25 protein-coding genes are annotated in these 20,964 nt (G+C 31.4%); 5 read left to right on the forward strand and 20 right to left on the reverse strand.

What is annotated here, in order from left to right; all coding sequences use genetic code 11:
• Positions 1-43: 43 nt before the first annotated feature.
• From ACTTAW_RS06615 to ACTTAW_RS06695, 17 genes are read right to left on the reverse strand one after another with little or no spacing between them, the layout of a single operon-like run.
• A complete protein-coding gene (locus tag ACTTAW_RS06615) occupies positions 44-517 on the reverse strand; it encodes a hypothetical protein (RefSeq protein ID WP_440651625.1) in 474 nt (157 codons plus the stop codon).
• A complete protein-coding gene (locus tag ACTTAW_RS06620) occupies positions 489-1,058 on the reverse strand; it encodes an NAD(P)H-dependent oxidoreductase (protein WP_440651627.1) in 570 nt (189 codons plus the stop codon). The genes ACTTAW_RS06615 and ACTTAW_RS06620 overlap by 29 nt, the downstream gene beginning before the upstream one ends.
• Positions 1,059-1,104: 46 nt before the next feature.
• Entirely contained in the window at positions 1,105-2,715 is a 1,611-nt protein-coding gene (locus ACTTAW_RS06625) for a hypothetical protein (RefSeq protein WP_440651629.1), read from the reverse strand.
• The gene (locus ACTTAW_RS06630) at positions 2,708-3,040 is read right to left on the reverse strand and encodes a gamma-glutamylcyclotransferase family protein (protein ID WP_262590442.1); all 333 of its coding nucleotides are present in this window, start codon (positions 3,038-3,040) and stop codon (positions 2,708-2,710) included. Before ACTTAW_RS06630 ends, ACTTAW_RS06625 begins: the two co-directional genes overlap by 8 nt.
• 20 nt (positions 3,041-3,060) lie before the next feature.
• Positions 3,061-3,480, reverse strand: coding sequence for a DUF6691 family protein (locus tag ACTTAW_RS06635; protein WP_440651631.1), 420 nt, complete (start codon positions 3,478-3,480; stop codon positions 3,061-3,063).
• Positions 3,477-3,896 (reverse strand): YeeE/YedE family protein, encoded by a 420-nt coding sequence (locus ACTTAW_RS06640; RefSeq protein WP_440651633.1) that lies wholly within the window; start codon positions 3,894-3,896, stop codon positions 3,477-3,479. Before ACTTAW_RS06640 ends, ACTTAW_RS06635 begins: the two co-directional genes overlap by 4 nt.
• A 4-nt stretch (positions 3,897-3,900) precedes the next feature.
• The gene (locus tag ACTTAW_RS06645) at positions 3,901-4,335 is read right to left on the reverse strand and encodes a CoA-binding protein (RefSeq protein ID WP_440651635.1); all 435 of its coding nucleotides are present in this window, start codon (positions 4,333-4,335) and stop codon (positions 3,901-3,903) included.
• Between the two features lie 4 nt (positions 4,336-4,339).
• On the reverse strand, positions 4,340-4,540 hold the full coding sequence (locus tag ACTTAW_RS06650) for a hypothetical protein (protein WP_440618199.1): 201 nt from the start codon (positions 4,538-4,540) through the stop codon (positions 4,340-4,342).
• Positions 4,541-4,542: 2 nt separating this feature from the next.
• Positions 4,543-5,322, reverse strand: coding sequence for an enoyl-CoA hydratase (locus tag ACTTAW_RS06655; RefSeq protein WP_440651637.1), 780 nt, complete (start codon positions 5,320-5,322; stop codon positions 4,543-4,545).
• Positions 5,323-6,174 carry a HalD/BesD family halogenase gene (locus ACTTAW_RS06660; RefSeq protein ID WP_440651639.1) on the reverse strand — a complete coding sequence of 284 codons (852 nt, stop codon included), beginning with the start codon at positions 6,172-6,174 and terminating at the stop codon, positions 5,323-5,325.
• Between the two features lie 6 nt (positions 6,175-6,180).
• Positions 6,181-6,555, reverse strand: a complete 375-nt coding sequence (locus ACTTAW_RS06665) for a cytidyltransferase (RefSeq protein ID WP_075506148.1) — start codon at positions 6,553-6,555, stop codon at positions 6,181-6,183.
• Positions 6,552-6,962 carry an AAA family ATPase gene (locus ACTTAW_RS06670; RefSeq protein ID WP_440634391.1) on the reverse strand — a complete coding sequence of 137 codons (411 nt, stop codon included), beginning with the start codon at positions 6,960-6,962 and terminating at the stop codon, positions 6,552-6,554. The genes ACTTAW_RS06665 and ACTTAW_RS06670 overlap by 4 nt, the downstream gene beginning before the upstream one ends.
• The gene (locus ACTTAW_RS06675; RefSeq protein WP_440651641.1) at positions 6,962-8,197 is read right to left on the reverse strand and encodes a M24 family metallopeptidase; all 1,236 of its coding nucleotides are present in this window, start codon (positions 8,195-8,197) and stop codon (positions 6,962-6,964) included. Before ACTTAW_RS06675 ends, ACTTAW_RS06670 begins: the two co-directional genes overlap by 1 nt.
• Positions 8,194-8,829, reverse strand: a complete 636-nt coding sequence (locus ACTTAW_RS06680; protein WP_440651643.1) for a class I SAM-dependent DNA methyltransferase — start codon at positions 8,827-8,829, stop codon at positions 8,194-8,196. Before ACTTAW_RS06680 ends, ACTTAW_RS06675 begins: the two co-directional genes overlap by 4 nt.
• Positions 8,829-11,234: a GcvT family protein gene (locus tag ACTTAW_RS06685; RefSeq protein WP_440651645.1), complete on the reverse strand. Its 2,406-nt coding sequence runs from the start codon at positions 11,232-11,234 to the stop codon at positions 8,829-8,831. Before ACTTAW_RS06685 ends, ACTTAW_RS06680 begins: the two co-directional genes overlap by 1 nt.
• Positions 11,234-12,274 carry a homocysteine S-methyltransferase family protein gene (locus tag ACTTAW_RS06690; protein ID WP_440634387.1) on the reverse strand — a complete coding sequence of 347 codons (1,041 nt, stop codon included), beginning with the start codon at positions 12,272-12,274 and terminating at the stop codon, positions 11,234-11,236. Before ACTTAW_RS06690 ends, ACTTAW_RS06685 begins: the two co-directional genes overlap by 1 nt.
• An 11-nt stretch (positions 12,275-12,285) precedes the next feature.
• Positions 12,286-13,473 (reverse strand): aromatic ring-hydroxylating oxygenase subunit alpha, encoded by a 1,188-nt coding sequence (locus ACTTAW_RS06695; protein ID WP_440651647.1) that lies wholly within the window; start codon positions 13,471-13,473, stop codon positions 12,286-12,288.
• Between the two features lie 272 nt (positions 13,474-13,745).
• Between ACTTAW_RS06695 and ACTTAW_RS06700 the strand changes: the two genes are divergently transcribed.
• The 5 genes from ACTTAW_RS06700 (at position 13,746) to ACTTAW_RS06720 (ending at position 18,533) form a co-directional block, all read left to right on the forward strand.
• Positions 13,746-14,756 (forward strand): glycine betaine ABC transporter substrate-binding protein, encoded by a 1,011-nt coding sequence (locus ACTTAW_RS06700; RefSeq protein WP_440651649.1) that lies wholly within the window; start codon positions 13,746-13,748, stop codon positions 14,754-14,756.
• A 56-nt stretch (positions 14,757-14,812) separates the two neighbouring features.
• Entirely contained in the window at positions 14,813-15,700 is an 888-nt protein-coding gene (locus ACTTAW_RS06705; RefSeq protein WP_440651651.1) for an ABC transporter permease, read from the forward strand.
• Positions 15,701-15,757: 57 nt separating this feature from the next.
• The gene (locus ACTTAW_RS06710) at positions 15,758-16,486 is read left to right on the forward strand and encodes a methylenetetrahydrofolate reductase (protein WP_440651652.1); all 729 of its coding nucleotides are present in this window, start codon (positions 15,758-15,760) and stop codon (positions 16,484-16,486) included.
• Positions 16,479-17,837: an aminomethyl transferase family protein gene (locus ACTTAW_RS06715; RefSeq protein WP_440634385.1), complete on the forward strand. Its 1,359-nt coding sequence runs from the start codon at positions 16,479-16,481 to the stop codon at positions 17,835-17,837. The genes ACTTAW_RS06710 and ACTTAW_RS06715 overlap by 8 nt, the downstream gene beginning before the upstream one ends.
• 150 nt (positions 17,838-17,987) lie before the next feature.
• Positions 17,988-18,533 (forward strand): hypothetical protein, encoded by a 546-nt coding sequence (locus ACTTAW_RS06720; protein ID WP_440614125.1) that lies wholly within the window; start codon positions 17,988-17,990, stop codon positions 18,531-18,533.
• On the opposite strand, the gene ACTTAW_RS06725 is transcribed toward ACTTAW_RS06720, so the two are convergent.
• The 3 genes from ACTTAW_RS06725 to ACTTAW_RS06735 are packed head-to-tail and all read right to left on the reverse strand — an operon-like array spanning position 18,530 to position 20,964.
• Entirely contained in the window at positions 18,530-18,697 is a 168-nt protein-coding gene (locus tag ACTTAW_RS06725) for a hypothetical protein (protein WP_262590424.1), read from the reverse strand. The two genes, ACTTAW_RS06720 and ACTTAW_RS06725, sit on opposite strands and share 4 nt — an antisense overlap.
• Positions 18,690-19,301 (reverse strand): DUF3726 domain-containing protein, encoded by a 612-nt coding sequence (locus ACTTAW_RS06730; protein ID WP_440651654.1) that lies wholly within the window; start codon positions 19,299-19,301, stop codon positions 18,690-18,692. Before ACTTAW_RS06730 ends, ACTTAW_RS06725 begins: the two co-directional genes overlap by 8 nt.
• 1 nt (position 19,302) lies before the next feature.
• Positions 19,303-20,964 carry a hypothetical protein gene (locus tag ACTTAW_RS06735; RefSeq protein ID WP_440651656.1) on the reverse strand — a complete coding sequence of 554 codons (1,662 nt, stop codon included), beginning with the start codon at positions 20,962-20,964 and terminating at the stop codon, positions 19,303-19,305.

A 20,964-nucleotide genomic window follows, 5' to 3' on the forward strand; every position in this document is an offset into this window, starting at 1 on the left:
TAAATTTTTATTAGTAACGAAACAAAAATGTATCTGTGGATAATCAAATTGAGCTACCAAGTGGAATTGGACTTGAGACCATTGTGGTCAACCAGCAACCTTTTAAAACTCCTTCGTCTGTATATTTTTCAACCTGCCAATTGAACTTGTGATAAATTTTGTCCTTATCTAAAATGATGACCTCAAATTGGGCCCATTTGTCACTACTGCCAAGCTCTGTAATAGTGTGGCTTAGATGATTAATCATCATTTTATAGGAGTCTCCTTTGATCATTCGCTTAAAATTACCTAGGGGACCTGTTACTCTTTTGTTATTCGGGTGAGCAAAGGTCCAGGTTTGCTCTATCCCTCTATCTTTATATTCTAAATCATTTTGTTTGAGACCATTAAGTTGAATTTCAACAACTTCTTTTGGAGTAATATTTTTGCTTGGGTTTATCAACTCTGAATATGAATAAACAGTAGTTAATAATAGAATTAATAAAGTGCTAAATATTATTCGCAGTTTTTCTAACATCTTCTAAGAACTCTTGTCTTTTTGAGTCGCTTACAAAAGGTACTGCAAAATATCTTCGATAGGTAATGTTATATATGCCACACATATGAAATACCCCTCTTTTAAGTCTTCTAATCGGTAAATTTAAAAAAAATGTAGTGATAGCTAGTCTTGGTGAACCATATGTGCAAAAAATTACCGCTTTCTTTTTTCTTAAATTACCAATTGGATAACCATAGTTTCCAACTAGTTGCTTAAATCTAAATGCCCATGGTGGTGCCAACACTTTATCAATCCATCCTTCAACAATTGCTGGCATTCTAAAATTCCATATTGGTGCAACTAATACAATTGTATCACTCTCTTCTATTCTCTTACGATGATCTAAGACTTCAGCACTTGGGTCTTCTCCAGCAAATACAGGATCAAATTTTTCTTTGTATAAATCTACAACGTCTACTTTGTTACCTTTTAATTCAGAGTGTTTGATAAATTCATTTTTAATTGCTGCGTTAAATGAATTTTCATTATAATGACCGTAAACTAGGAAAATTTTTTTCATAATTTTTAATTAACAAAAAAAACCAAAAAAACTATAAAATTATTGTTTATTCTGAGGTTTTGTACTTGCTATTGTTAATTATATAGACAAATAAAATAGGCAAAATAAGTGTAAGTAAAGTTACAACAATTAACAATATCCCAAGCTCTGAGTAATCAGCAGTAGTTTGAATTTCTCCTGAAACTTTATCTTTTACTTCTCTAGTAACTGTAAAAATTTGATTTAAATATTTTGTCCCTAAAGCACTTGCTGAAAGAGCTAAATTTGTAAATGAAGCAAATACTGCAAAAAAAGTTGCTTTAAGATGTGAAGGGGCATTTTTAGCAATCCAAGCTAATAAAGGTATCATTGATACCTGACCTAATGGAGACTCTAAAGCTGTATTTAGTATCGCTATAAATTTAGCATCAACTACACCACCTGTTATTGAAGCGGTCCAATTATGAAATCCATAATACATTCCAACACTTGGCAAAAATAAAATTGCACCAGCTATACTTAATACAACAATAATTTTTGCAATTGAATTATTAGCCATAAACGGTCTCAATAAAACAATTCCAGCCAATGTTAAAATTGAAGCCAATAAAGACAAAATTGAAAAAAATTGTTCATTAAAACCAAGTTCATCAATTTCAAACCACGTTAGACCGGGACCAGGACCAGGCATTGCTCTAAATATAAATATAATTACTGCAGTACCAACAATTGTTAACCTTAAATTTTCTGGCAACTCTTTAATTAGCTTAAACATCAAAAATAAAATTATTACAACTGAACCGATAAAGACTATCTCTTGTGCAAAAGGAACTTTGAAGGATCCTATAGATAAAGTGAAAATAACAAATATTAGACTTCCTCCAAGTATCCACCAATTAATTTTAGTTTTCTTAGATCCTTTTTCCTCTTTAAATTCAAGTCCTTTAGATTTTAAATTTTGAATTTTCTTATTCCTTAAATATTTTGCTAAAAATACTCCTAAGATTGAAACAACTGGAATAACTAAAGCATACAAATAAATTTTACCGTATAGAGCAATTTTAGCAGCCTGTTCTAGGCTATCTACATCTCTAAATAAAATTACATTCACCAACGCAACTAAAACAGTACCTCCAATAATTGCAAAACGACCAAGGGTTTGCATTGTTGTATGCATAATTTTAACTTGATCTTTACTGTAATCATTTCCACTCTCATCAGTTAGTGGGACAGCTTCAACAGTCATAGCATCAGCAACAACATCTTGAATTACATAACCAACAGGTGCTAAAATTACGCTAATCACAAACCAAGTTTCAACTGTGAAAATTTCAGACATGTCTTCTGTATGAATTATAAGTCCATACATAATCAGCAAACTTAAAGCGATTAAAGAAGCGCCAAAATAAACCATATAATTTTTTCTATTCCATATAAGATCAACAAGGTGTCCTAAAGGCATTTTTAATGCCCATGGAATTCCAGCCCAAAACCCAAGTCCAGCTAAAAATGCTGCAGATAAATTTAAGTAGTCTTTAACAAAAAAAGTTCCAACTATTCCAGTTAATCCAGAAATACCAGCCGCAACATAAACCATCAAAGGAGGCAAATAAGTCCATTTAAATTGTCGACCCAAATCTAAAAAAGTGCTGTCTAAAAATTTTAAAATTTTATTCATTTAATTCATAAATATAAGCTAATTGTATAGATCCATCATTCAAATAAACATTGGTTGTAGATCTTCTGTATTCTTTTCCTTCAAAATCATCCAACATTTTTAAATTATTTTGAAGATTATCTGATTCAAGTAACCAGCCACTAACTTTTTCTCCTGATTTATCCAGTTGAATCACAGGAAAACCAATTTTATTTCCCCATCCTTTTTTAAATAGATTGCCTAAAACAAATCCCTGTTTCCAAGTACCTTCCAAATGTTTTAAATAATTTTCATTTGCTTCACCAGGTTGTAATGAACCATAGACAAATAAAGAATTGATGATCACGGTTAATTTAAGTTTTATAGTTACTTAACTTTATTTAAATTCAAAGTTTTCACAAAATAAAAACCAACTAACATTGAAACAACAAAAGTTATTGAGTAAATATTCAATAAAGCAACAGAAGTTATAGCAGGACCAGGACATAATCCACCTAATCCCCATCCAGCACCAAATAAAGCTGAACCTAATATTAATTGATTATTAATTGTTTTGTTATTTGAATAATTAAATTTCTCTGCAAGTAGTGGTTTTTCTTTTTTCTTAATTATATGAAACAAAGGAGACGAAACAACCAAAGCTCCCATCATCACAAATGCAAGAGAAGGATCCCAATTTCCAAATAAATCTAAAAAGCCTAATACTTTTGCTGGATTAACCATTTCAGATATCACTAAACCGATACCAAATATTATACCTGAAAGGAGGGAAGCTAATTTGTTCATAATAAATTTTTTATAAATACAGTTAATATTCCAACAATCATAAATGTAATTGTTGCAACAATTGATCTTAAAGAAAATCTTCCAATACCACTTATACCGTGGCCACTTGTACAACCACCACTGATCCGTGTTCCGATTCCAACCAACAAACCAGCTGCTATCATCAAGACATAAGAATTAGAAATACTAATGTTTATTCCTCCATTAGAAAATAAGGAATAAATAAATGGTGCAATAATTAATCCCAATAAGAATAATAAATTATCAAATTTATTTTCTTTCTCTGTTAACGCATTACTTGCAATACCACTTATTCCTACTAAACGACCGTTCAGTAAAAAAAATACCACTACTGCTAATCCAATTATCAATCCACCAGTAAAAGCCGGTATTGGTGTAAAATTTACTATGTTCATAAAATTAATTACTCAAAACAGGAAAAGCCTGTCTTACTTTTAAAAAAAATTTTTGATATTCCATTTTGGTACATTTGTTTTCTATATATTCTATATTATTTTTTTCTACAAGTGACTTGGCATTTTCATCTCTTATTCCAAGTTGTAACCATAATACCTTAGCACCAATTTTCACTGTATCTTCAGCTATACCAAAGGCTTCTTTAGAAGGTCTAAAAACATCTACAATGTCTATAGGATCTTTAATCTCTGTTATCGAAGCATACACTTCCTCACCTAAAATTTTTTTACCCTTAGCTGATGGGTTAACTGGATAAACTTTATAACCATATTCTTGCATATATTTCATTACAATAGTTGAGGGTTTTTTTAAATCATTACTGACACCAATCATTGCTATAGATTTAGAATTTTCTAAAATCCTCTTTATGTCGCTCATTTTATTATTTGTTTTCTTTTTTAATTTGTTCCTCGCAGAATTTTCTTGCTTCTTCCAAATCAGTAATTTTAGTCTCAGATAATTTTTGACTTCCGGCAATACAAGCATCCACTGCTCTTTTTAAATTATGATCTTTAAAATTTAATACAAAGTACATTCCAAAAATAACAAATAAAATAATGAGTATATTTTTTTTGTTCTTCATTGTTATTTATGTTTCCAATTTGGTTGTCTTTTTTCTAAAAAGGCCGAAATACCCTCTTTGGCATCCATTGCCATCATATTGACTGTCATCATTTTGCTAGTGTACGCATAGGCTTTTCTTAAAGGCATTTCTAATTGCTTATAAAAAGCCTGTTTTCCGATTTTAATGGTCAAATTAGATTTCGATGCAATTTTTTTTGCTACTTTTAAAACTTCATCGTTTAATTTTGATTTAGAAAAATGATCATTTATTAAACCAATTTCTTTTGCATAATTTGCTTTGATAGGCTCTCCTGTTAAAAGCATCTGCATCATTGGTTTACGATTAATTTTTCTACTAACAGCCACCATTGGTGTGCTACAAAACAATCCAATATTTACACCTGGTGTCGCGAATAAAGAGTCTTTAGTACTATATGCAAGATCACAACTTGCAACTAACTGACAGCCTGCTGCAAAAGCTGCGCCATGAACCTTAGCAATAACTGGTTTTTTTCCCTCAACAATTTGCAACATAACCTTGGAGCAAAGATTAAATAACTTTTGGTATTTGTCTTTATTTTTAAGACTTCTAACTTCTTTTAAATTGTGGCCAGCACTAAATCCTTTACCTCCACCCTCTATGATTATTACTTTAGTTTTTTTATCAGCATCTAATTTTTTTAATAATTTTAATAAATCGGAAAGATTTTTAAATGAAAGAGAATTATATGTTTTTGGTTCATCAATTATAATTGATGAAATCTCTGAATTAATTCTCTTTATTTTAATATTACTAATCATTTAATCAGTTAATCCATCGGATCTAGCCTGATTTCTTTCTATATGAATTGGTAAAACTTTACCATAAATTGCTTTTGAGTGTTCTGGTGTATTTACCCTATAAGGATCTAAGACATAAGCAGGAATACACATATACCTAGATTTTTGACCTTCTATTTTTGTAACTCTATGCAGAGTAAATCTTCCTTTAAAAATTTGAAGATCTCCAGGTTCTAATTTAAGTTGTCTAACTCTTGATCTATCTCCTTCTAATACTTTTTTAACCTCATCAAAATTTTCATTACCTGGTGCTCTAATATTTGGACAATATTCAAAAACACCTCCTTTTTCAGGTTTCTGGATCATCAAGCTTAAAGTGAATTCACAACTATCAAAATGCCAAGGAAGAATTCCATCTGGTTTCATAACATTGTACGCATGACAAGCTAAAGGGTCTGCCCATCTATAAATAGGAGAAATTCCTAAACATGCAGAAACAAATTTTAAAAGTTCTTCTGTTTCATAAAGATATTTCATTTCTGAATTTTTTGGAAAGCAATCTGAATTTAAATATCCATTATACCTTTCCATAAAATTTCTTTTTGGATGTTTTGCAGGTAAACTTGGATCATCTTTAGCATAAAGATATGCATTGATGCTTTCTTTTGACATATAAACTTCATCAAGTTGTTTTTCCAATTCTATATTCATTACCTCTAAAGATTTAGGCAAAATAAAATTTGGGATAGTTGAACAACTATATTGGTCTAATTCTTCCTTACATTTTTTAACTAAATTTTTAATGATTGGAGAATTTAAATCGTGAATAGGATATCTTTTTAAATCGACAATAGTACTTAATCTATCGTTCATTAAAAATTATTTTAATTTACCCTCTTCTCTCATTTGAGCTCTAATTTTAGTTGCCGAGATTTTTTGAGTTTCTTCATCTAAAACTATTTCCTCAATTTTATATCCAACACCTCTTCCGTAACAAATATTTGTAATATTAGGAACCAACATAATTTTAAATTGACCTTCAAACTCAGGATTTAATCTTTCTTCAATATTTTTTTTTACAGTTTCAAAATCAAATGGATTATCATCAACACCTTGTACATCTCTTATTTGAATACAAACTTGTCCTGTTTTTTTTATTATCTCTTTAAACAGTTTATAGTGCCCATCATGAAAGGGTTGCCATCTTCCTAACATTTGCGCTGTAGGTTTTTTATTATCCCATTGATATGTCATTTTTTTATCTCCTCAATTATTAAAGGTGCCCATTTCTTAGCATCCTGAGTTGTTACATGGTAGTCAAAGTTTTTTGGATTAACAAACATTTGGTTAGTATCTTCAAATCTACCTTTCTTTATTGTATCTACCCAAATTCTAAAATCTGCTGGAAACAAGCTTCTTGCCTCCGGTGTAGGAGCAACAAAATCTGCAATTACATAATGACCCTCAGCTTTTAATTTTAGAGCAAATTCAGCCATTCTTTTAGCTTGTCTTACTCTACCTTCCTCTGAAAAATCCCAATCATCAGCTGCTTTTCTAACTTCATCAGCATTTAATCTTTTTGCATTTAAATGAGGCGCCATTTCATTTGCTAAAGTTGTTTTACCTGCACCAGGTAAACCCATAACCAAAATAATTTTCATTAAATATCTTCTAACGGATGATGGGACATTAATTCAAGTGCATTTTCACCAATTAAGTATTGTTGCTCAAGCTTAACACCTTCTTTACCACCTACTTTTCCAATATAACTTTCTACTGTAATAGTCATATTTTTCTCAAAACAACCTTCCTTTTGACCACCATCTGTTGGGTATCTTATGAATGGCCATTCATCACAGAGTCCAATTCCATGAACCATACAAGAATATCTATTTCCATAATAGTCATCAGGCAAATTCCATGATTTTTTAATAAATTCCTTAAACGATAATCCTGGTTTAATTAAATTAGAATTGTAATCAATTTGTTCAACTGCCATTGAATATAGTTTTTTTTGATCATCATTAAATTTGTTTCCAACAACAAATGCACGAGATATATCTGCGCAATAACCATAGGGGCCAACCATGTCAGTATCAAAAGAAACAATTTCTTTATCTTGGATAATTTTATTACTGCATTCTTGCATCCATGGATTAGTTCTTTCTCCTGAAGCTAACAATCTACATTCAATCCACTCACCATAATTTTCTATATTCGTTTGATGGAGTATTGACCATAATTCATTCTCAGTCATTCCTGGTTTTAATTGTTCCTTCATCTTAACAATACCCATCTCAGCGACATCAATCGCTGATCTCATACATTTAATTTCATCATTTGATTTTATTACTCTTGCTTGTTCTAAAATTAATTTAGCATCAACCACTTGGATATTCTCTTTATTTAATGCTGAAACCGCAGGACCATTTAAAACATCAATAGCAATTTTTTTAGATTTAAAATATGAGTTTGATAAATCTTTAACTTCATTAACCCATTTTTTTAATTGTTGCTCTGATTGATCACCGTTACTAAAATAATCCCAAGTAATTACAGGTCTTAATTCATCAATAAGATTTAAATGCTCTGTTAATTTCTCACAATTGAAATACTCATAAAGTATTGTAGGACCATTAACTGGAATAAAGCAATATCTTGTTAAGTTATGCATATTATAAACACTCATGTTTACACTATCTAATGCATATCGAACATTTACCGGATCGAATAAAATACACGCTTCTAAATTATTTTTTTCTAATTCTTTTTTAACTCTATCTAAACGATAAGATCTTAGCTTATCAAAATCAATCTCGTCTTCTCTTAATCTTTTTTTGATAATAAAATTCTGTTTAGGTTTAAATTCTGGAACTATTTTTCTCTTAAATCTCATTTTGTAATTTTATAAATTCCTAACCATGCATTTACATTTTTACTAGCTATGTAATCTGATTTAAAGAAATCTTTTTCTTCCCATAATTCTTTGTTTTTAAATTCCTCTATTTTTGTATCAAAACTGTATTTCTTAAAAATACCCTCATTTATGGTGAAACCAATATAGCCACCTGGTTTGGTAATTCTTAAAAATTCATCTAAAGCATTATTTTTGACATGACCAAATGTGAAAGTTCCAACGCATAACACGCTATCATAAGTATTATCTGCTTCAGGAATTTCTTTGTTTAAGTCTAATTTACTTAATTTTTTGTAAAGGTTTTTTGGAGCTGAATTTAAAAGATCTTGAGATAAGTCTATTCCATGAAAATTATTAAATCCAAATTTCTCTAATTCTTGAGCAACTAACCCTGTACCACAACCCGCATCGAGTATTAATGCATTTTTATTTTGCTGATGTTTATTAAAAGCTGCGGCTGTTTCTTTTGGACCGGTATAGTTCCAATCAATCATGTCTTTATTATATTTGTTATTTTCTGCCCAATCTGCGTAATAACTCATCACGTCTTCTGTTTTGTCTAATTTATAAATGTTTAAATTTTTAGATACGTCTTTATCCTGATCAGACATTAACTTCTCATTTTTTGACCACTTGGATCATAAAGTGGTTCTTTAATAATTGAGCAATTAAATAAATCTCCATTTATCTCTACTTGAACTTTATTTTCGGATTTAATTTTATCCTGATCAACAAAAGTAAAAGCAACACTCTTATTTACAAAATGTGCAAAACCACCTGAAGTAACATAACCTATACTTTGATCTCCATTCATAACGGCTTCATTATTTGTTACATCAATATCATTGGTTTCAACAATTAAAGGTGTAAGTTTGTGTGAGGAGTTTTCCTTTTGTGCACTCTCTTTACCTATAAATTCTTTATCCCAATTTATAAAAGCATCTAATCCTGTTTCTTTAGCAGTAAAATCTGGCCTATAATCTAATGTCCAAGCTCCCCAATTTTTCTCAAGCCTCATCGACATTAATGCTCTTCCACCAAAGGGTTTAATGTTAAATTCTTTTCCAGCTTCAATTAGTTCTTCGTATAATTTTAGTTGATAATGAGGAGCTACATAAATTTCGTAACCAAGCTCTCCAGTAAATGAAATTCTATTTACTAATGCAGGAACTCCTCCAATAAACATTCTTCTAGAATCTCTAAATTTAAATTTTTCATTTGAAACATCGTCTCTTACAATTTTTTCTAAAACTTTCCTTGAGTTAGGTCCTGCAATAGACAAACCATGATACTCATCAGATCTATTAGAATAATTTAAATTAAATTTATCTAAATGACTTTCAAACCAACGTCTATGCATTTCTTGGGCAACACCAGATCCAAATACCATAAATTCATTTTCATCCAAGCAAGCAACTGTTAAATCTCCACACAATTTCCCCCTATAAGATAACATTGGTGATAAAGATATTCTTCCAGGTTTAGGAAGTTTCCCAGCCATTATGTGATCTAAAAATTTTCTAGCATCTGGGCCTTTGAACTCATGTTTTGAAAAATTTGCAACTTCTATCAAACCAACATTCTCTCTTACATTAATAACTTCTTTTGAAACATAGTCATGTGATCTTGATCTTTTAATTGTAGGTTCTTCATGAGCATCTTCTTTATTATTTGCAAACCACAAAACATTCTCTAATCCAAAACTATCTCCCATCACAGCTCCTTGATTAACAAATCGATCATAAAGTGCTGTTGTTTTTTGTTTTCTTCCTTTTGGTAAAGTTTCATTAGGAAATGTCATAATAAATCTTCGCTCATAATTTTCTGAAGATTTTATTGTTCCATATTGAGGGGATGCATAATCTCCAAAACGAGCAACATCCATTGCCCAAACATCAATTGAAGGTTCACCATCAATAATCCATTCAGCAATACATTTTCCAACTCCACCCCCTTGGCAAAAACCAGCCATCACACCAACTGCAACCCAATAATTTTTCATTCCAGGTACAGGACCAATCAATGGACTTCCGTCTGGACCAAAAGTAAAAGGTCCATTCACAATGTTTTTTATTCCTGCACGCTCTAATGCTGGCATTCTCTCAAAACCAATTGCTAATCGATCTTCAATATTATCTAATTTTGGCTCAAGTAATTCATGTCCAAAATTCATTGGAGTTCCTTCTACTTTCCAAGGAGTTGATTTTGGCTCGTAAGTTCCAAGCAACATACCTTTTCCTTCTTGTCTAAAATAAATATTTCCCTCAAAATCTGTTCCTATAGGTAATCGTTGATCTCCCATTGCTTCAATTTCTGGAATAGGTTCGGTGATTAAATAGTGGTGTTCCATTGGCTGAACTGGAAGATTTATTCCTGCTAATTGACCAACTTCTCTTGCCCATAAACCACCTGCATTAATTACTATTTCAGCATTAATGTTTCCTTTCTCAGTAAAGACATCCCAAGTTCCATCTTCTTTTTGCTTCGTGTCTTTAACAACTGTATGAGTGTAATATTTTCCACCATGAACTTTTGCGGCTTTTGCAAAAGCATAAGTAACTCCTGATGGATCAACTTCACCATCAATAGGATCCCATAATGCTAGCAAGTATCTAGACGGATCAATTAACGGATGTTTCTTTTTCACTTCTTCTAAAGAAATAAATTCTTGGTCAAGTCCCATGTATCTTGCTTTTGATCTTTCTCTCTTTAAATAATCAGCCCATACTTCATTTGATGCTAAGTAAAAACCTCCACTAGGTTTAAATCCTGTTGAATGACCGGACTCTTTTTCAATCTCTTTATATAAACCAATTGTGTAAGCCATCATCCGAGAGATATTTGGGTCAGAAGAAATTACATGAACATTTCCAGCAGCATGCCACGAAGAACCTGATGTTAATTCATTTCTTTCAAGTAAAATACAATCTTTTAATCCAAATTTAGATAAATGGTAAAGAATAGAACACCCAACTACACCACCACCTATGATTACAACTTTGGCATGCTTTTCCATTAATATTTAATTTCTTTATTTACTTTTTTTAAAGATTTATCAGTACCATGATGAAAATGTTTGCTCATGTCTGGCATGTATTTCATTGAAATTGGTTTTTTACCAATTGCAACAGACATTTCTCTAACATGATGAGCTTCAGCACCACAACATATACCAATAAAATTTATTTTGTTCTGAACACAATCTTTTGCAAATTCTGCCATTTCAAATCTGTTGCAAAATAAATTATCTAAAGCTACAGGAAATGCATTTCCACCAGGAATACAATCGCAACCATGATCAGTAATATTTAAAAAACCAGGTTCTTCCTCAGTAGTTCTGTAAGGGACTGGAAGCCCTGATACATGACAAGAAACTTTGTCTCTAACTTTTTTTAAAAGTTTCATCGTCATCTCTGGTCCTCTATAACAATTTAGACCAACTACATCGGCACCTAAATCTTCCATCATCTTACATGCATCTTCAGCACTGTGTCCTTCTCTAGTTTTATCTCCTCTGGGAATTGCAAAATTACAAACTGCTATTAGCCCAGCGTCCTTAATTGCTTTCAAAGCAATTTTCATTTCATCAGTCCAACTAATTGTTTCAGCAATAACAAAATCAACTCCAGCCTCTTTTGCCCAAGCAACTTGCTCCTCGTACATTTGTTGGCACTGCTTATGAGTATTTGCATCACCAGGATCAAACACGTTTGTGTTTGCAACATCTCCACAAACCATCAAATCTAAATCTTTAAATTCAGCTGCAGCATCTTTTGCAATTTTAAGAGCGCCTTTTTGCATTGGTTCTAACAAATGTTCTTTACCAATTATTCTTAGTTTTTCTCTATGACCATAATAAGTAAATGCTTGAACTACATCTGAACCAGCTCTGATAAACTCTCTATGTAATTGAGTTACTACTTCAGGATGCTCCAACACAACCTCAGGAACAAATGGACCTGCTGAAAGATAACCTCTTCTTTCCATTGCAAAAAGGTATCCTTCTGCACACATGATAGGACCCTCATTTAACCTTGTAATTAAATCTTTTTTCATAATTTATCCTTTCATTTTGTTAAATTTGTTGCAACCCATTTGTGAAACATCAAAGTAGGTGTATCCATTACAGGTGAAAAATTTCCACCATTGTAAGCTGGTGAACTTCGCCCTTTTTGCATTCCTTCAATTGCAGTTACATCTTCGTTCATAACTTCTTGCCAAAATGCAAAATTTTTTTCTCTAATCCTTTTAAACTCATCGCTCGAAGCGCTTTCATCTCCGATATAATATAATTCAAAGTGTTCTTTTGTCTGATTGTTTGAAATTGGTTCTAACCAAAATGCATAAAAATGATCTATGTGAATTCCCAACATTACATTTGGGTATAATGATACATATTCAGATTTTTCAGATACTTCACTTGGCCAATTAGGAAAACATTTAAATTTTATATTTCCATCGAACTGTTGTGAATATTTACCACTTCCTTGTCCAGAGAAATTAAAATTTTCATCTTCTATATGATAATGATCTGCAATATTTGAAACTCTATTCAGCTCTGGATGTATCCATGGCAAATGATAGCTTTCGCAATAATTCTCTATAGCAAATTTCCAATTACTATTTACGGTCATATTAAAGTAACCATTGTCAGAAGCATGTCTTATTAGTTGTTGATCTTTTTTAGAAATAAACTTAGACCATCTATCTTCTAAAGGTTTAATAAATTCCTCAAATGGTTTTGCGTTAAAATTTATGTTGATGAAAATTAAATCCATCCAAACTTTTGATCTTATTTCTTTAAGGTTGCTATTATTTTTATCAAATCCTTCTACATCATGTTTTCCTAATCCTCCTATATGAGGAGTAACAGTTAATTTACCATTAAAATCATAAGACCAGGAATGATAAGGACATCTTATTACATTTTTTAATTTACATTCTTGGTCAACTAATTTGAAACCTCTGTGACTACAAACGTTATGAAAAACTTTTATCTCATTATCTTTGTTTCTGACTATTAATATTGGAATATCTAAAAGATTAAATGGCTTTGCATCACCAGGATTTGGAACCGAGCTTGCAACACCAACCATCGTCCAATTATTTTTAAAAACTTTTTCTTTTTCAAATTCTAAATAATCGTCATTCAAATAACACTCATTAGGTAATCCATGAGCTTTCTCTATAGGATTTTTAACCACTTCTATTTTTTTAGGATCTAAGATTTCTGATAATTTTTTATTTAAATTCATAAACCTCCTTTAATTAATTAATTAAAAAATTAAATTAGGTTTAAAAATTACGACTCTCTAATAATGATTTGCTGAAAAACTGTTTTACAATTTAAAATATAAACAAACTCTTTGAAAAAAAAATTTGCTGAAAATTTCATTTAAAAACCATAACTAAATTTAATGAGTATTTAAAGACAATTTGACTTCAACTTATAATTGAATTTAATTTGCAATATTTCTCTCAATATGTTCAATTTAATTTTTAAATGAATCAAATATTGGGAGATATAATGAAAATTAAAAGAATACTTCTTTCCCTAGCAGTTGTTTTTGGTCTTACTTCTTTTGGAAGTGTAGCTAATGCTGCTTGTGGAAATATAACTATCGCTAATATGAACTGGGCCTCAGCAAACTTTATGGCTGAAGTTGATAAAATTATATTAGAAGAAGGTTATGGATGTTCTGTAGAATTGGTTCCAGGTGCAACAATGCCTACATTTACATCTATGCAAGAAAAAGGTGAGCCAGATGTTGCTCCAGAATTTTGGGCTAACGCTGCAATAGTTGCTTTGAATAAAGCTGTTGATGAAGGCAAAATGCATTCAATTAATACAGCTCCAATCACTGGTTTAGGTGAAGGTTGGTGGGTATTACCTGCTACTCTAGAAAAGCATCCTGAGCTAACAAGTGCTGCTGCAATTTTAGAAAGACCTGATCTGTTTCCTCACCCTGAGGATCCATCAAAAGGTGGTTTCCACATTTGTCCTCCAGGTTGGGCTTGTGAATTAATTAACAAGCAACACTTTAAAGCTTGGGGCATGGAAGAAAAAGGTTGGGCAATTGTTGAAACTGGTTCTGCTGCAGGACTTGATGGTTCAATTGCTAAAGCTGCTGAAAGAGGAGAAAACTGGTTTGGTTATTACTGGTCACCAACTTCTTTAGTAGGAAAATACAATCTTCAGTCTGTTGACATGGGAGAATGGGGTGGAAAAGAGAATTGGGATAATTGTCTTGTAAAACCTGAACAAGAATGTGGTACTCCTAAAAAATCTTCATGGGTAAAATCTGAAGTATTTACTATCGCTACTGACAACTACAAAAAAACTGCTGGTGCAGAAGGTATGAGTTACTTAGAGAAAAGAACATACCCAGGCCCAGTTATGAACTCAATGTTAGTATGGATGGGAGAAAACCAAGCTGAGGGTGCAGATGCTGCAATTGAATTCCTAAAAACACAAGAAGGTGTTTGGTCTAAATGGGTTTCAAGCGATGCTGCTGCAAAAATCAAAAAAGCACTTTAATTAAATAAACTTATCGAACCCGTTGTCAAACGGGTTCGATTTTAATAAAAAGATTTATGGATTTCTTTACTAAAATTCCAGTAATGGATAGAACAGCTCTTAGAGAGTTTAAGAAAGGAATCGACTTTAGTTTTAAAGAATTTTCAAGAGCCTATGGCGAAGGTATAGAAAGTTTTTTTGATCCACTTTTATATTTTTTAATCTGGTTAGAAAAGTTACTAATCAATAGTCCTTGGCCTGTAGTAATCGGTGTCTTTGCATTATTAGCTTGGATAGGTTCTAGAAGTATAAAATTAACTATAGGTACGGTGGTATGCTTTTTGATTATCGGTTATTTTGGAATGTGGAAAAATTGTATGGCAACTGTAGCCATAATATCTGTATCCACTCTTGTTTGTATAGCGGTAGGAATCCCAATTGGTGTTGTTATGTCTAAATCTCAAAGAGCAGAAAAAGCAATTTTACCAATACTTGATATGATGCAAACTATTCCAAGTTTTGTTTATTTAATTCCTATAATTATGCTTCTAGGTATCGGTAAAGTTCCAGGACTTTTAGCTGTTTGTATTTATGCCTTGCCTCCAATTGTAAGGCTAACCAATCTGGGGATCAGAGAAGTAGACAAAGAAACTTTAGAAGCGAGTGAGGCATTTGGAGCAACTCCAATGCAGAAACTTAAAACTGTTCAAATTCCATTGTCACTTCCAACAATCTTTGCTGGAATTAACCAAACAATTATGATGGCTTTAGCAATGGTTGTGATTGCATCTATGATAGGTGTAAAAGGTCTTGGAGTGCCTATTTTACAAGCAATTTCTAACCAATATTTAGCATTAGGAATGATGAATGGTTTAGCAATTGTAGCCTTAGCAATTATCTTCGACAGGGTCACTCAGCAGTACGGTCAAAGAATTCAAAAGCACAGAGGTCAGCTGAAGAAGTAACTTTGGCTCAAACGAATTTTCTAGACTCATATTTCAAAATCAATAAAGATCCGAATTATGAATTTTTCTTTGGAGATTGGTCCAAAAACAGATCTTGAAACTTTACCTCCATTAAGTGATGTCTATATCACTATGCTCCCAGGAGGAGATTATAAAGAAACAGCAGACAAAGCAGTGGAACTTGTAAAAAAAGGATTTAATCCAGTTCCTCATTTTCCAGCAAGATCAATGCATGATGATAGTGAGCTAAAAGATTATGTTACAAGATGCAAAGATGGAGGAGTGAAGCAAGCACTAATTATTGGGGGAGGAAGAGAGCCACTTGGAAAATTTGATAGTTCATTTCAACTTTTAGAAACAGGTTATTTTGAAAAAATGAAAATAGGAATAGCTGGACATCCTGAAGGGAGTCCTGATATATCCGATACAGATTTAGAAAAAGCAATGATAGATAAAAAGCCTTACGCTGATTATATAGTAACACAGTGGTTATTAGATCCTCAGCCTATCATTGATTTTATTTCTAAACAAAGCGTACCAGTGCATGTTGGAATCACTGGGCCTTTAAAAATATCTAGCTTAATTAAATTTGCTAATATTGTTGGGGCAAAAAATTCCTTAAACTTTCTTAAATCTAATTTTAGTAAGGCGTTAGATTTATTGAAACCTAAAGACCCTAATGATTTAATTGGGAAAGTTAAATCGCACACTGATAACTTCCACATTTATACATTCGGCGGCTTGAAGGAAACTAACAAGTGGTTGAGGGAGAATAGTTATGTCTAATGAATTTGACTATACTAAATTAAAACATGTTACTTCTGTTGATCAGTCAGACAGAGAAGTACCATACAACTTAAGACAAAGTGGACCAACAAAAGTTGAAATGTTAATTTCAACAAGGGTAAGAAAATCACCTTATTGGCATTTATCAATGCAGGCAGGTTGTTGGAGAGCAACTGTATACAATCGTATTTATCACCCAAGAGGTTATGTAAAACCTGAAGATGGTGGTGCTATGGTTGAATACGATGCTATCGTAAACCATGTAACAATGTGGAACGTTGCTGTTGAAAGGCAAATAAGAGTTAAAGGTCCAGATGCAGAAAAATTTACTGATTATGTGATCACTAGAGATGCAACTAAAATTTCACCAATGAGAGCAAGATATGTAATTTTATGTAATGCTTATGGTGGAGTTTTAAATGATCCAATTCTTTTAAGAATTTCTGAAGATGAATTTTGGTTTTCATTATCAGACTCTGATATTGGTTTATATCTTCAAGGTGTAAATGCAGATGGAAGATTTGATTGTAAAATTGAAGAAATTGATGTCAGTCCAGTTCAAATTCAAGGTCCTAAATCAAAAGCATTAATGAAAGATTTATGTGGAGATCAAGTAGATTTCGATAATATGCCTTTCTACGGATTAGCTGAAGCAAAAGTTGGTGGAAGAGATGTTGTGATTTCACAATCTGGTTTCTCAGGAGAAGCTGGTTATGAAATTTATCTAAGAAACTCTACTTTATATGCTGAGGATATGTGGAATGCTGTACTTGAAGCTGGAAAAAAACACAGCTTAATGGTTATTGCTCCTGCTCACCACAGAAGAATTCAAGCAGGAATTCTTTCATGGGGACAAGACATGGATCAACAACACAATCCGTTCCAATGTAATTTAGGTTATCAAGTTTCTTTGTCTGGAAAAGGAGAATGGAACAAAACCGCTGATTATGTTGGTAAGGCTGCGCTAGAAAAGATGAAAGAGGAATTAAAAGCAGGTAAAAAACCATACAAACTCCAACTAGTTGGTATGGAATTAGGTGGTAAACCTATTGATAATTATGCGCCTGACTTTTGGTTAGTTTCTCCTGAAAGTGGTGGAGATCCAGTTGGATTTTTAACATCACCATGGTGGCATCCTGAAAAGAAAACAAACATTGCAATGGGATATGTTCCTTTTGATGGAACATTAAATGCAAATGGTTTTCCAAAAGGAAAAGTAGGAACTAAATATAAAGTTCATCTACCTGCAGAATATTCAGAAACTCCAGGAACGCCTGTTGATGCTGTAGTAGTGGATATTCCATTCAAAGAGTCTTTCAACGCAAACACAAGAGAAGTTGTAAAAGGCTAAATTTATTTAGGGGGAGTTATTTAAACTCCCCCAAATTTCAATGACAAAAGGGTTTTTAATAGCAATTTGCATTATTATTGCGATTGCTTTAATAGTATTTCCATTAATTGTTTCATATAAAGCTCAAAAAAATAAAAGAGATAAAAATTAATGTTTGGTGAATTTTTAAATATAGTTTTCAAATCAATAAAATTAGATAAAACACTTTATTCTGATAACAGAAATTTTGGTGAAGCTTCCATATATTTTGCAGGCTTAATAATGATTTTAGATGGAGTTGCTGGCGCAGTAGCAGCTAACACTGTCATTAAAACAGCAATAGGAATGTCGGGTCTAACAGCAATTGTCACTTGGTTGATATGGGCGATCTTTATTTTTGTAATAGGTGTTAAACTTTTTCCAGATAAACAAACCAAAGTATCATTTAAAAAAGTTTTAACCGCAGTTGGTTTTGCTCATGCTCCTGGTTTACTAAGATTTTTTGCAGTAACTCCAGATTTAATGATACCTATAATTTTTCTTACTCAATTTTGGATTTTTGCAGGTTTAATCATTTCAACAAAAGAAATTTTAAATTTAAAATCTAATTTTAAATCTTTTGGTATAGTCTTATTATCTTTTTTGATAATAGCTTTTCTATCAATCACGTTCGTGATGAGTAGAATGAATATGCTTCCAACCAATCAGATTAGCTAGATTGGAAAAATAGTCTTTGAAACTCTACAAGATTTACAAATTTTAAAACCAGTTAAGATTAAATTTTGAGATACACTCTCATCCTCTTCTTTACACTCATCACAAATATTATTTAAATCTTCACTGTTATCTTGATCCTTAATTTCATCAAAATTATCAGTCATTATCTGTTAGGCCTGCACCTGCCCCACCTTGTTTTAAACTCTCAGATTCTTCAACAAAAGTATCTTCAGATAATTTATACAAATTCTTCCACTCTTCCTCCGTAAAGTTATCAATATTTTCTAGAAAACTGATCTCTAAATGATTTGCAATAGACGGAAATTCGTTATTAGGAATATTAGAATAGATATTTAAATTTAGATTTAAAATAATTTCTTTTTTATCAAGATTTATATGAATTTTTTTACCAATAATTTCTGATGCTCTACTTACAAAAGCTAAAAATATTGAAGGGTAAGCAACATTATTTAATTCAATTTTTTTTAAGAATTCTAGAGATTTTGATTGATCTAAAAAACTAACTCCAAGAATAATTGGACAATAAGATTTTGCTGGAGGTTGATTTTTTTCTAATATTAAATTTAAATTTTGAAAACTATTTTCTTTCCTTTGAGAAAAATATTTATTTATATGTTTAATACCTGGAAGACCAAAGGACTCTAATAGTCTTACGCACTTTGCTGTTTCTTCAGCAATTCCCCATGAATATCCGCTAGCTTTAGCTGCTCTTTTAACAGTGGTTTCGATTTCACTTAATGATTTCATGTTAAATGTTGGTTTTATAAACCCACTGCTCATCATAATTTTTTAATTCATGAGGTAATGGTGCTCCTTGAAACATACAAATTCTTAACCACTTGTCAGATCTTGGGTCAAATTTTAACGCCCCAAAGAAAGATAGCTTCAATCTCAACATATCTATAGGCATTATGTTTTTACCAATTGTATTATCTTGAATTTCTGAATAAGGAAATTTTTCAACTATAAAAACCCTTCTAATAACATGTCTTAAATCAGAGTTTTTTATTAAAAAGTCAGATACGGTTTGACTATTTTTAGAAATCAATAATATTTCGTAAAGTTTTTTTATATCCCTAGCTATGGCTAAAGGTTGTTCTAATTCAGAACCATGTTCTTCAAATCTATCAGCTAATCTTGGCTCTTCTTTATTTTTTGAGATAAACCAAAAATTTTGATTATTTTCTTTTTTTTCAAAATTTATTTCTAATACATTTGGATATTTTTTCTCAATTATATTTCTTAAATCTTCAACAGTCCGATGAGTTGGTATGTTAAAATATTTTTCTTCATCAGAGCTCATTTCTTTTACTAAAGGTTCAGTTATTTCACTATATGGTTCCATCATAATGGATACTATGTATTCAATACATTCTTCACATGTTTCTTTATCAAGCCACTTATAAATACTGTTGAAAGGATATTCTCTTGTAAAATCAAAATCATTCTCAATGAATTTCAAAAATTTTTGAACATCTTTTAGTAAATTATTAATTTTTTTTTTTTGATATTCACTATCAGTGTTCCAACTTGTAATGTTTGTTAGTGATTTTTTTACACAATCAATAAAAAGTTCACTATCCTTTTTATTTACATTTTGAATTTCTCTAATTTTTTTTAAAGCTATTTCTCTACTTAAGATCCAGTTATTTAAAAGTGTTGGATGATTAACAATAAAAGGTGCCATTCCTAATCCAGTAGAATTTCCAATACCTAGATTTTTAGAGATTCGCTCGTCTAGTTTGACTGCTTTTTTTGGATTCTTATGATAAGCAACATGATTTACTTGGTCAAAAGTGAACTGTCTTACAAGATAAACCAGCATCATTTCTAATCTAAATGGTCCGTTAATTTCCTCACGATTTTTTATTCTAAACCTATCTGCTAAACCAAATTTACCAGATCCATAAACAGCAGTAGTTCTGTATAAATAACCGACTTTTGACAATAAATTTAAATCTGGTTGTAATCCTTGACTTAAACTCTCTGTTACATGATTAAATAATCGTACAGATTTATTCGCTCTTGATAATGTAAGTTCTTTATAAGAAAGTCTTCCAACTTCTTGTTTGGGAACTTCATTTTTCAATCTTTCAATATCTTTTTTACCTGGTACTCCATCATGAAGAGTAAAAGCCGCATCCCATTTAGTAGCTATAACTCTGTCTGATCTTTCCTCATCTTTAATATGATTTGCAAAACAAACTAAAGAATAAACTCTTTTGTCTTTTTTAAACGAATATACTGCTTCACCATAACCATTTTCATCTAAATTAAACAAATCTTGTTTATATTCCCAGTCTTTAAATTCATTCAAAAAACTTCTTAAAAAAGATAATTTAGATTGATGAAAAGATCCCAAACGAGATAACTTCATAATAGTATTTGGATCTCTTAGTTCTACTTGCAT

It is taken from the genome of Candidatus Pelagibacter sp. HIMB1495, from assembly GCF_052047955.1.
Taxonomy (GTDB): Bacteria; Pseudomonadota; Alphaproteobacteria; order Pelagibacterales; family Pelagibacteraceae; genus Pelagibacter.

Excerpts from the sequence above, each read along its gene's own strand:
- ACTTAW_RS06615 (WP_440651625.1), bottom strand. The coding sequence starts at position 517 with ATGTTAGAAAAACTGCGAATAATATTTAGCACTTTATTAATTCTATTA.
- ACTTAW_RS06620 (WP_440651627.1), bottom strand. The coding sequence starts at position 1,058 with ATGAAAAAAATTTTCCTAGTTTACGGTCATTATAATGAAAATTCATTT.
- ACTTAW_RS06625 (WP_440651629.1), bottom strand. The coding sequence starts at position 2,715 with ATGAATAAAATTTTAAAATTTTTAGACAGCACTTTTTTAGATTTGGGT.
- ACTTAW_RS06635 (WP_440651631.1), bottom strand. The coding sequence starts at position 3,480 with ATGAACAAATTAGCTTCCCTCCTTTCAGGTATAATATTTGGTATCGGT.
- ACTTAW_RS06640 (WP_440651633.1), bottom strand. The coding sequence starts at position 3,896 with ATGAACATAGTAAATTTTACACCAATACCGGCTTTTACTGGTGGATTG.
- ACTTAW_RS06645 (WP_440651635.1), bottom strand. The coding sequence starts at position 4,335 with ATGAGCGACATAAAGAGGATTTTAGAAAATTCTAAATCTATAGCAATG.
- ACTTAW_RS06650 (WP_440618199.1), bottom strand. The coding sequence starts at position 4,540 with ATGAAGAACAAAAAAAATATACTCATTATTTTATTTGTTATTTTTGGA.
- ACTTAW_RS06655 (WP_440651637.1), bottom strand. The coding sequence starts at position 5,322 with ATGATTAGTAATATTAAAATAAAGAGAATTAATTCAGAGATTTCATCA.
- ACTTAW_RS06660 (WP_440651639.1), bottom strand. The coding sequence starts at position 6,174 with ATGAACGATAGATTAAGTACTATTGTCGATTTAAAAAGATATCCTATT.
- ACTTAW_RS06665 (WP_075506148.1), bottom strand. The coding sequence starts at position 6,555 with ATGACATATCAATGGGATAATAAAAAACCTACAGCGCAAATGTTAGGA.
- ACTTAW_RS06670 (WP_440634391.1), bottom strand. The coding sequence starts at position 6,962 with ATGAAAATTATTTTGGTTATGGGTTTACCTGGTGCAGGTAAAACAACT.
- ACTTAW_RS06675 (WP_440651641.1), bottom strand. The coding sequence starts at position 8,197 with ATGAGATTTAAGAGAAAAATAGTTCCAGAATTTAAACCTAAACAGAAT.
- ACTTAW_RS06680 (WP_440651643.1), bottom strand. The coding sequence starts at position 8,829 with ATGTCTGATCAGGATAAAGACGTATCTAAAAATTTAAACATTTATAAA.
- ACTTAW_RS06685 (WP_440651645.1), bottom strand. The coding sequence starts at position 11,234 with ATGGAAAAGCATGCCAAAGTTGTAATCATAGGTGGTGGTGTAGTTGGG.
- ACTTAW_RS06690 (WP_440634387.1), bottom strand. The coding sequence starts at position 12,274 with ATGAAAAAAGATTTAATTACAAGGTTAAATGAGGGTCCTATCATGTGT.
- ACTTAW_RS06695 (WP_440651647.1), bottom strand. The coding sequence starts at position 13,473 with ATGAATTTAAATAAAAAATTATCAGAAATCTTAGATCCTAAAAAAATA.
- ACTTAW_RS06700 (WP_440651649.1), top strand. The coding sequence starts at position 13,746 with ATGAAAATTAAAAGAATACTTCTTTCCCTAGCAGTTGTTTTTGGTCTT.
- ACTTAW_RS06705 (WP_440651651.1), top strand. The coding sequence starts at position 14,813 with ATGGATTTCTTTACTAAAATTCCAGTAATGGATAGAACAGCTCTTAGA.
- ACTTAW_RS06710 (WP_440651652.1), top strand. The coding sequence starts at position 15,758 with ATGAATTTTTCTTTGGAGATTGGTCCAAAAACAGATCTTGAAACTTTA.
- ACTTAW_RS06715 (WP_440634385.1), top strand. The coding sequence starts at position 16,479 with ATGTCTAATGAATTTGACTATACTAAATTAAAACATGTTACTTCTGTT.
- ACTTAW_RS06720 (WP_440614125.1), top strand. The coding sequence starts at position 17,988 with ATGTTTGGTGAATTTTTAAATATAGTTTTCAAATCAATAAAATTAGAT.
- ACTTAW_RS06725 (WP_262590424.1), bottom strand. The coding sequence starts at position 18,697 with ATGACTGATAATTTTGATGAAATTAAGGATCAAGATAACAGTGAAGAT.
- ACTTAW_RS06730 (WP_440651654.1), bottom strand. The coding sequence starts at position 19,301 with ATGAAATCATTAAGTGAAATCGAAACCACTGTTAAAAGAGCAGCTAAA.
- ACTTAW_RS06735 (WP_440651656.1), bottom strand. The coding sequence starts at position 20,964 with ATGCAAGTAGAACTAAGAGATCCAAATACTATTATGAAGTTATCTCGT.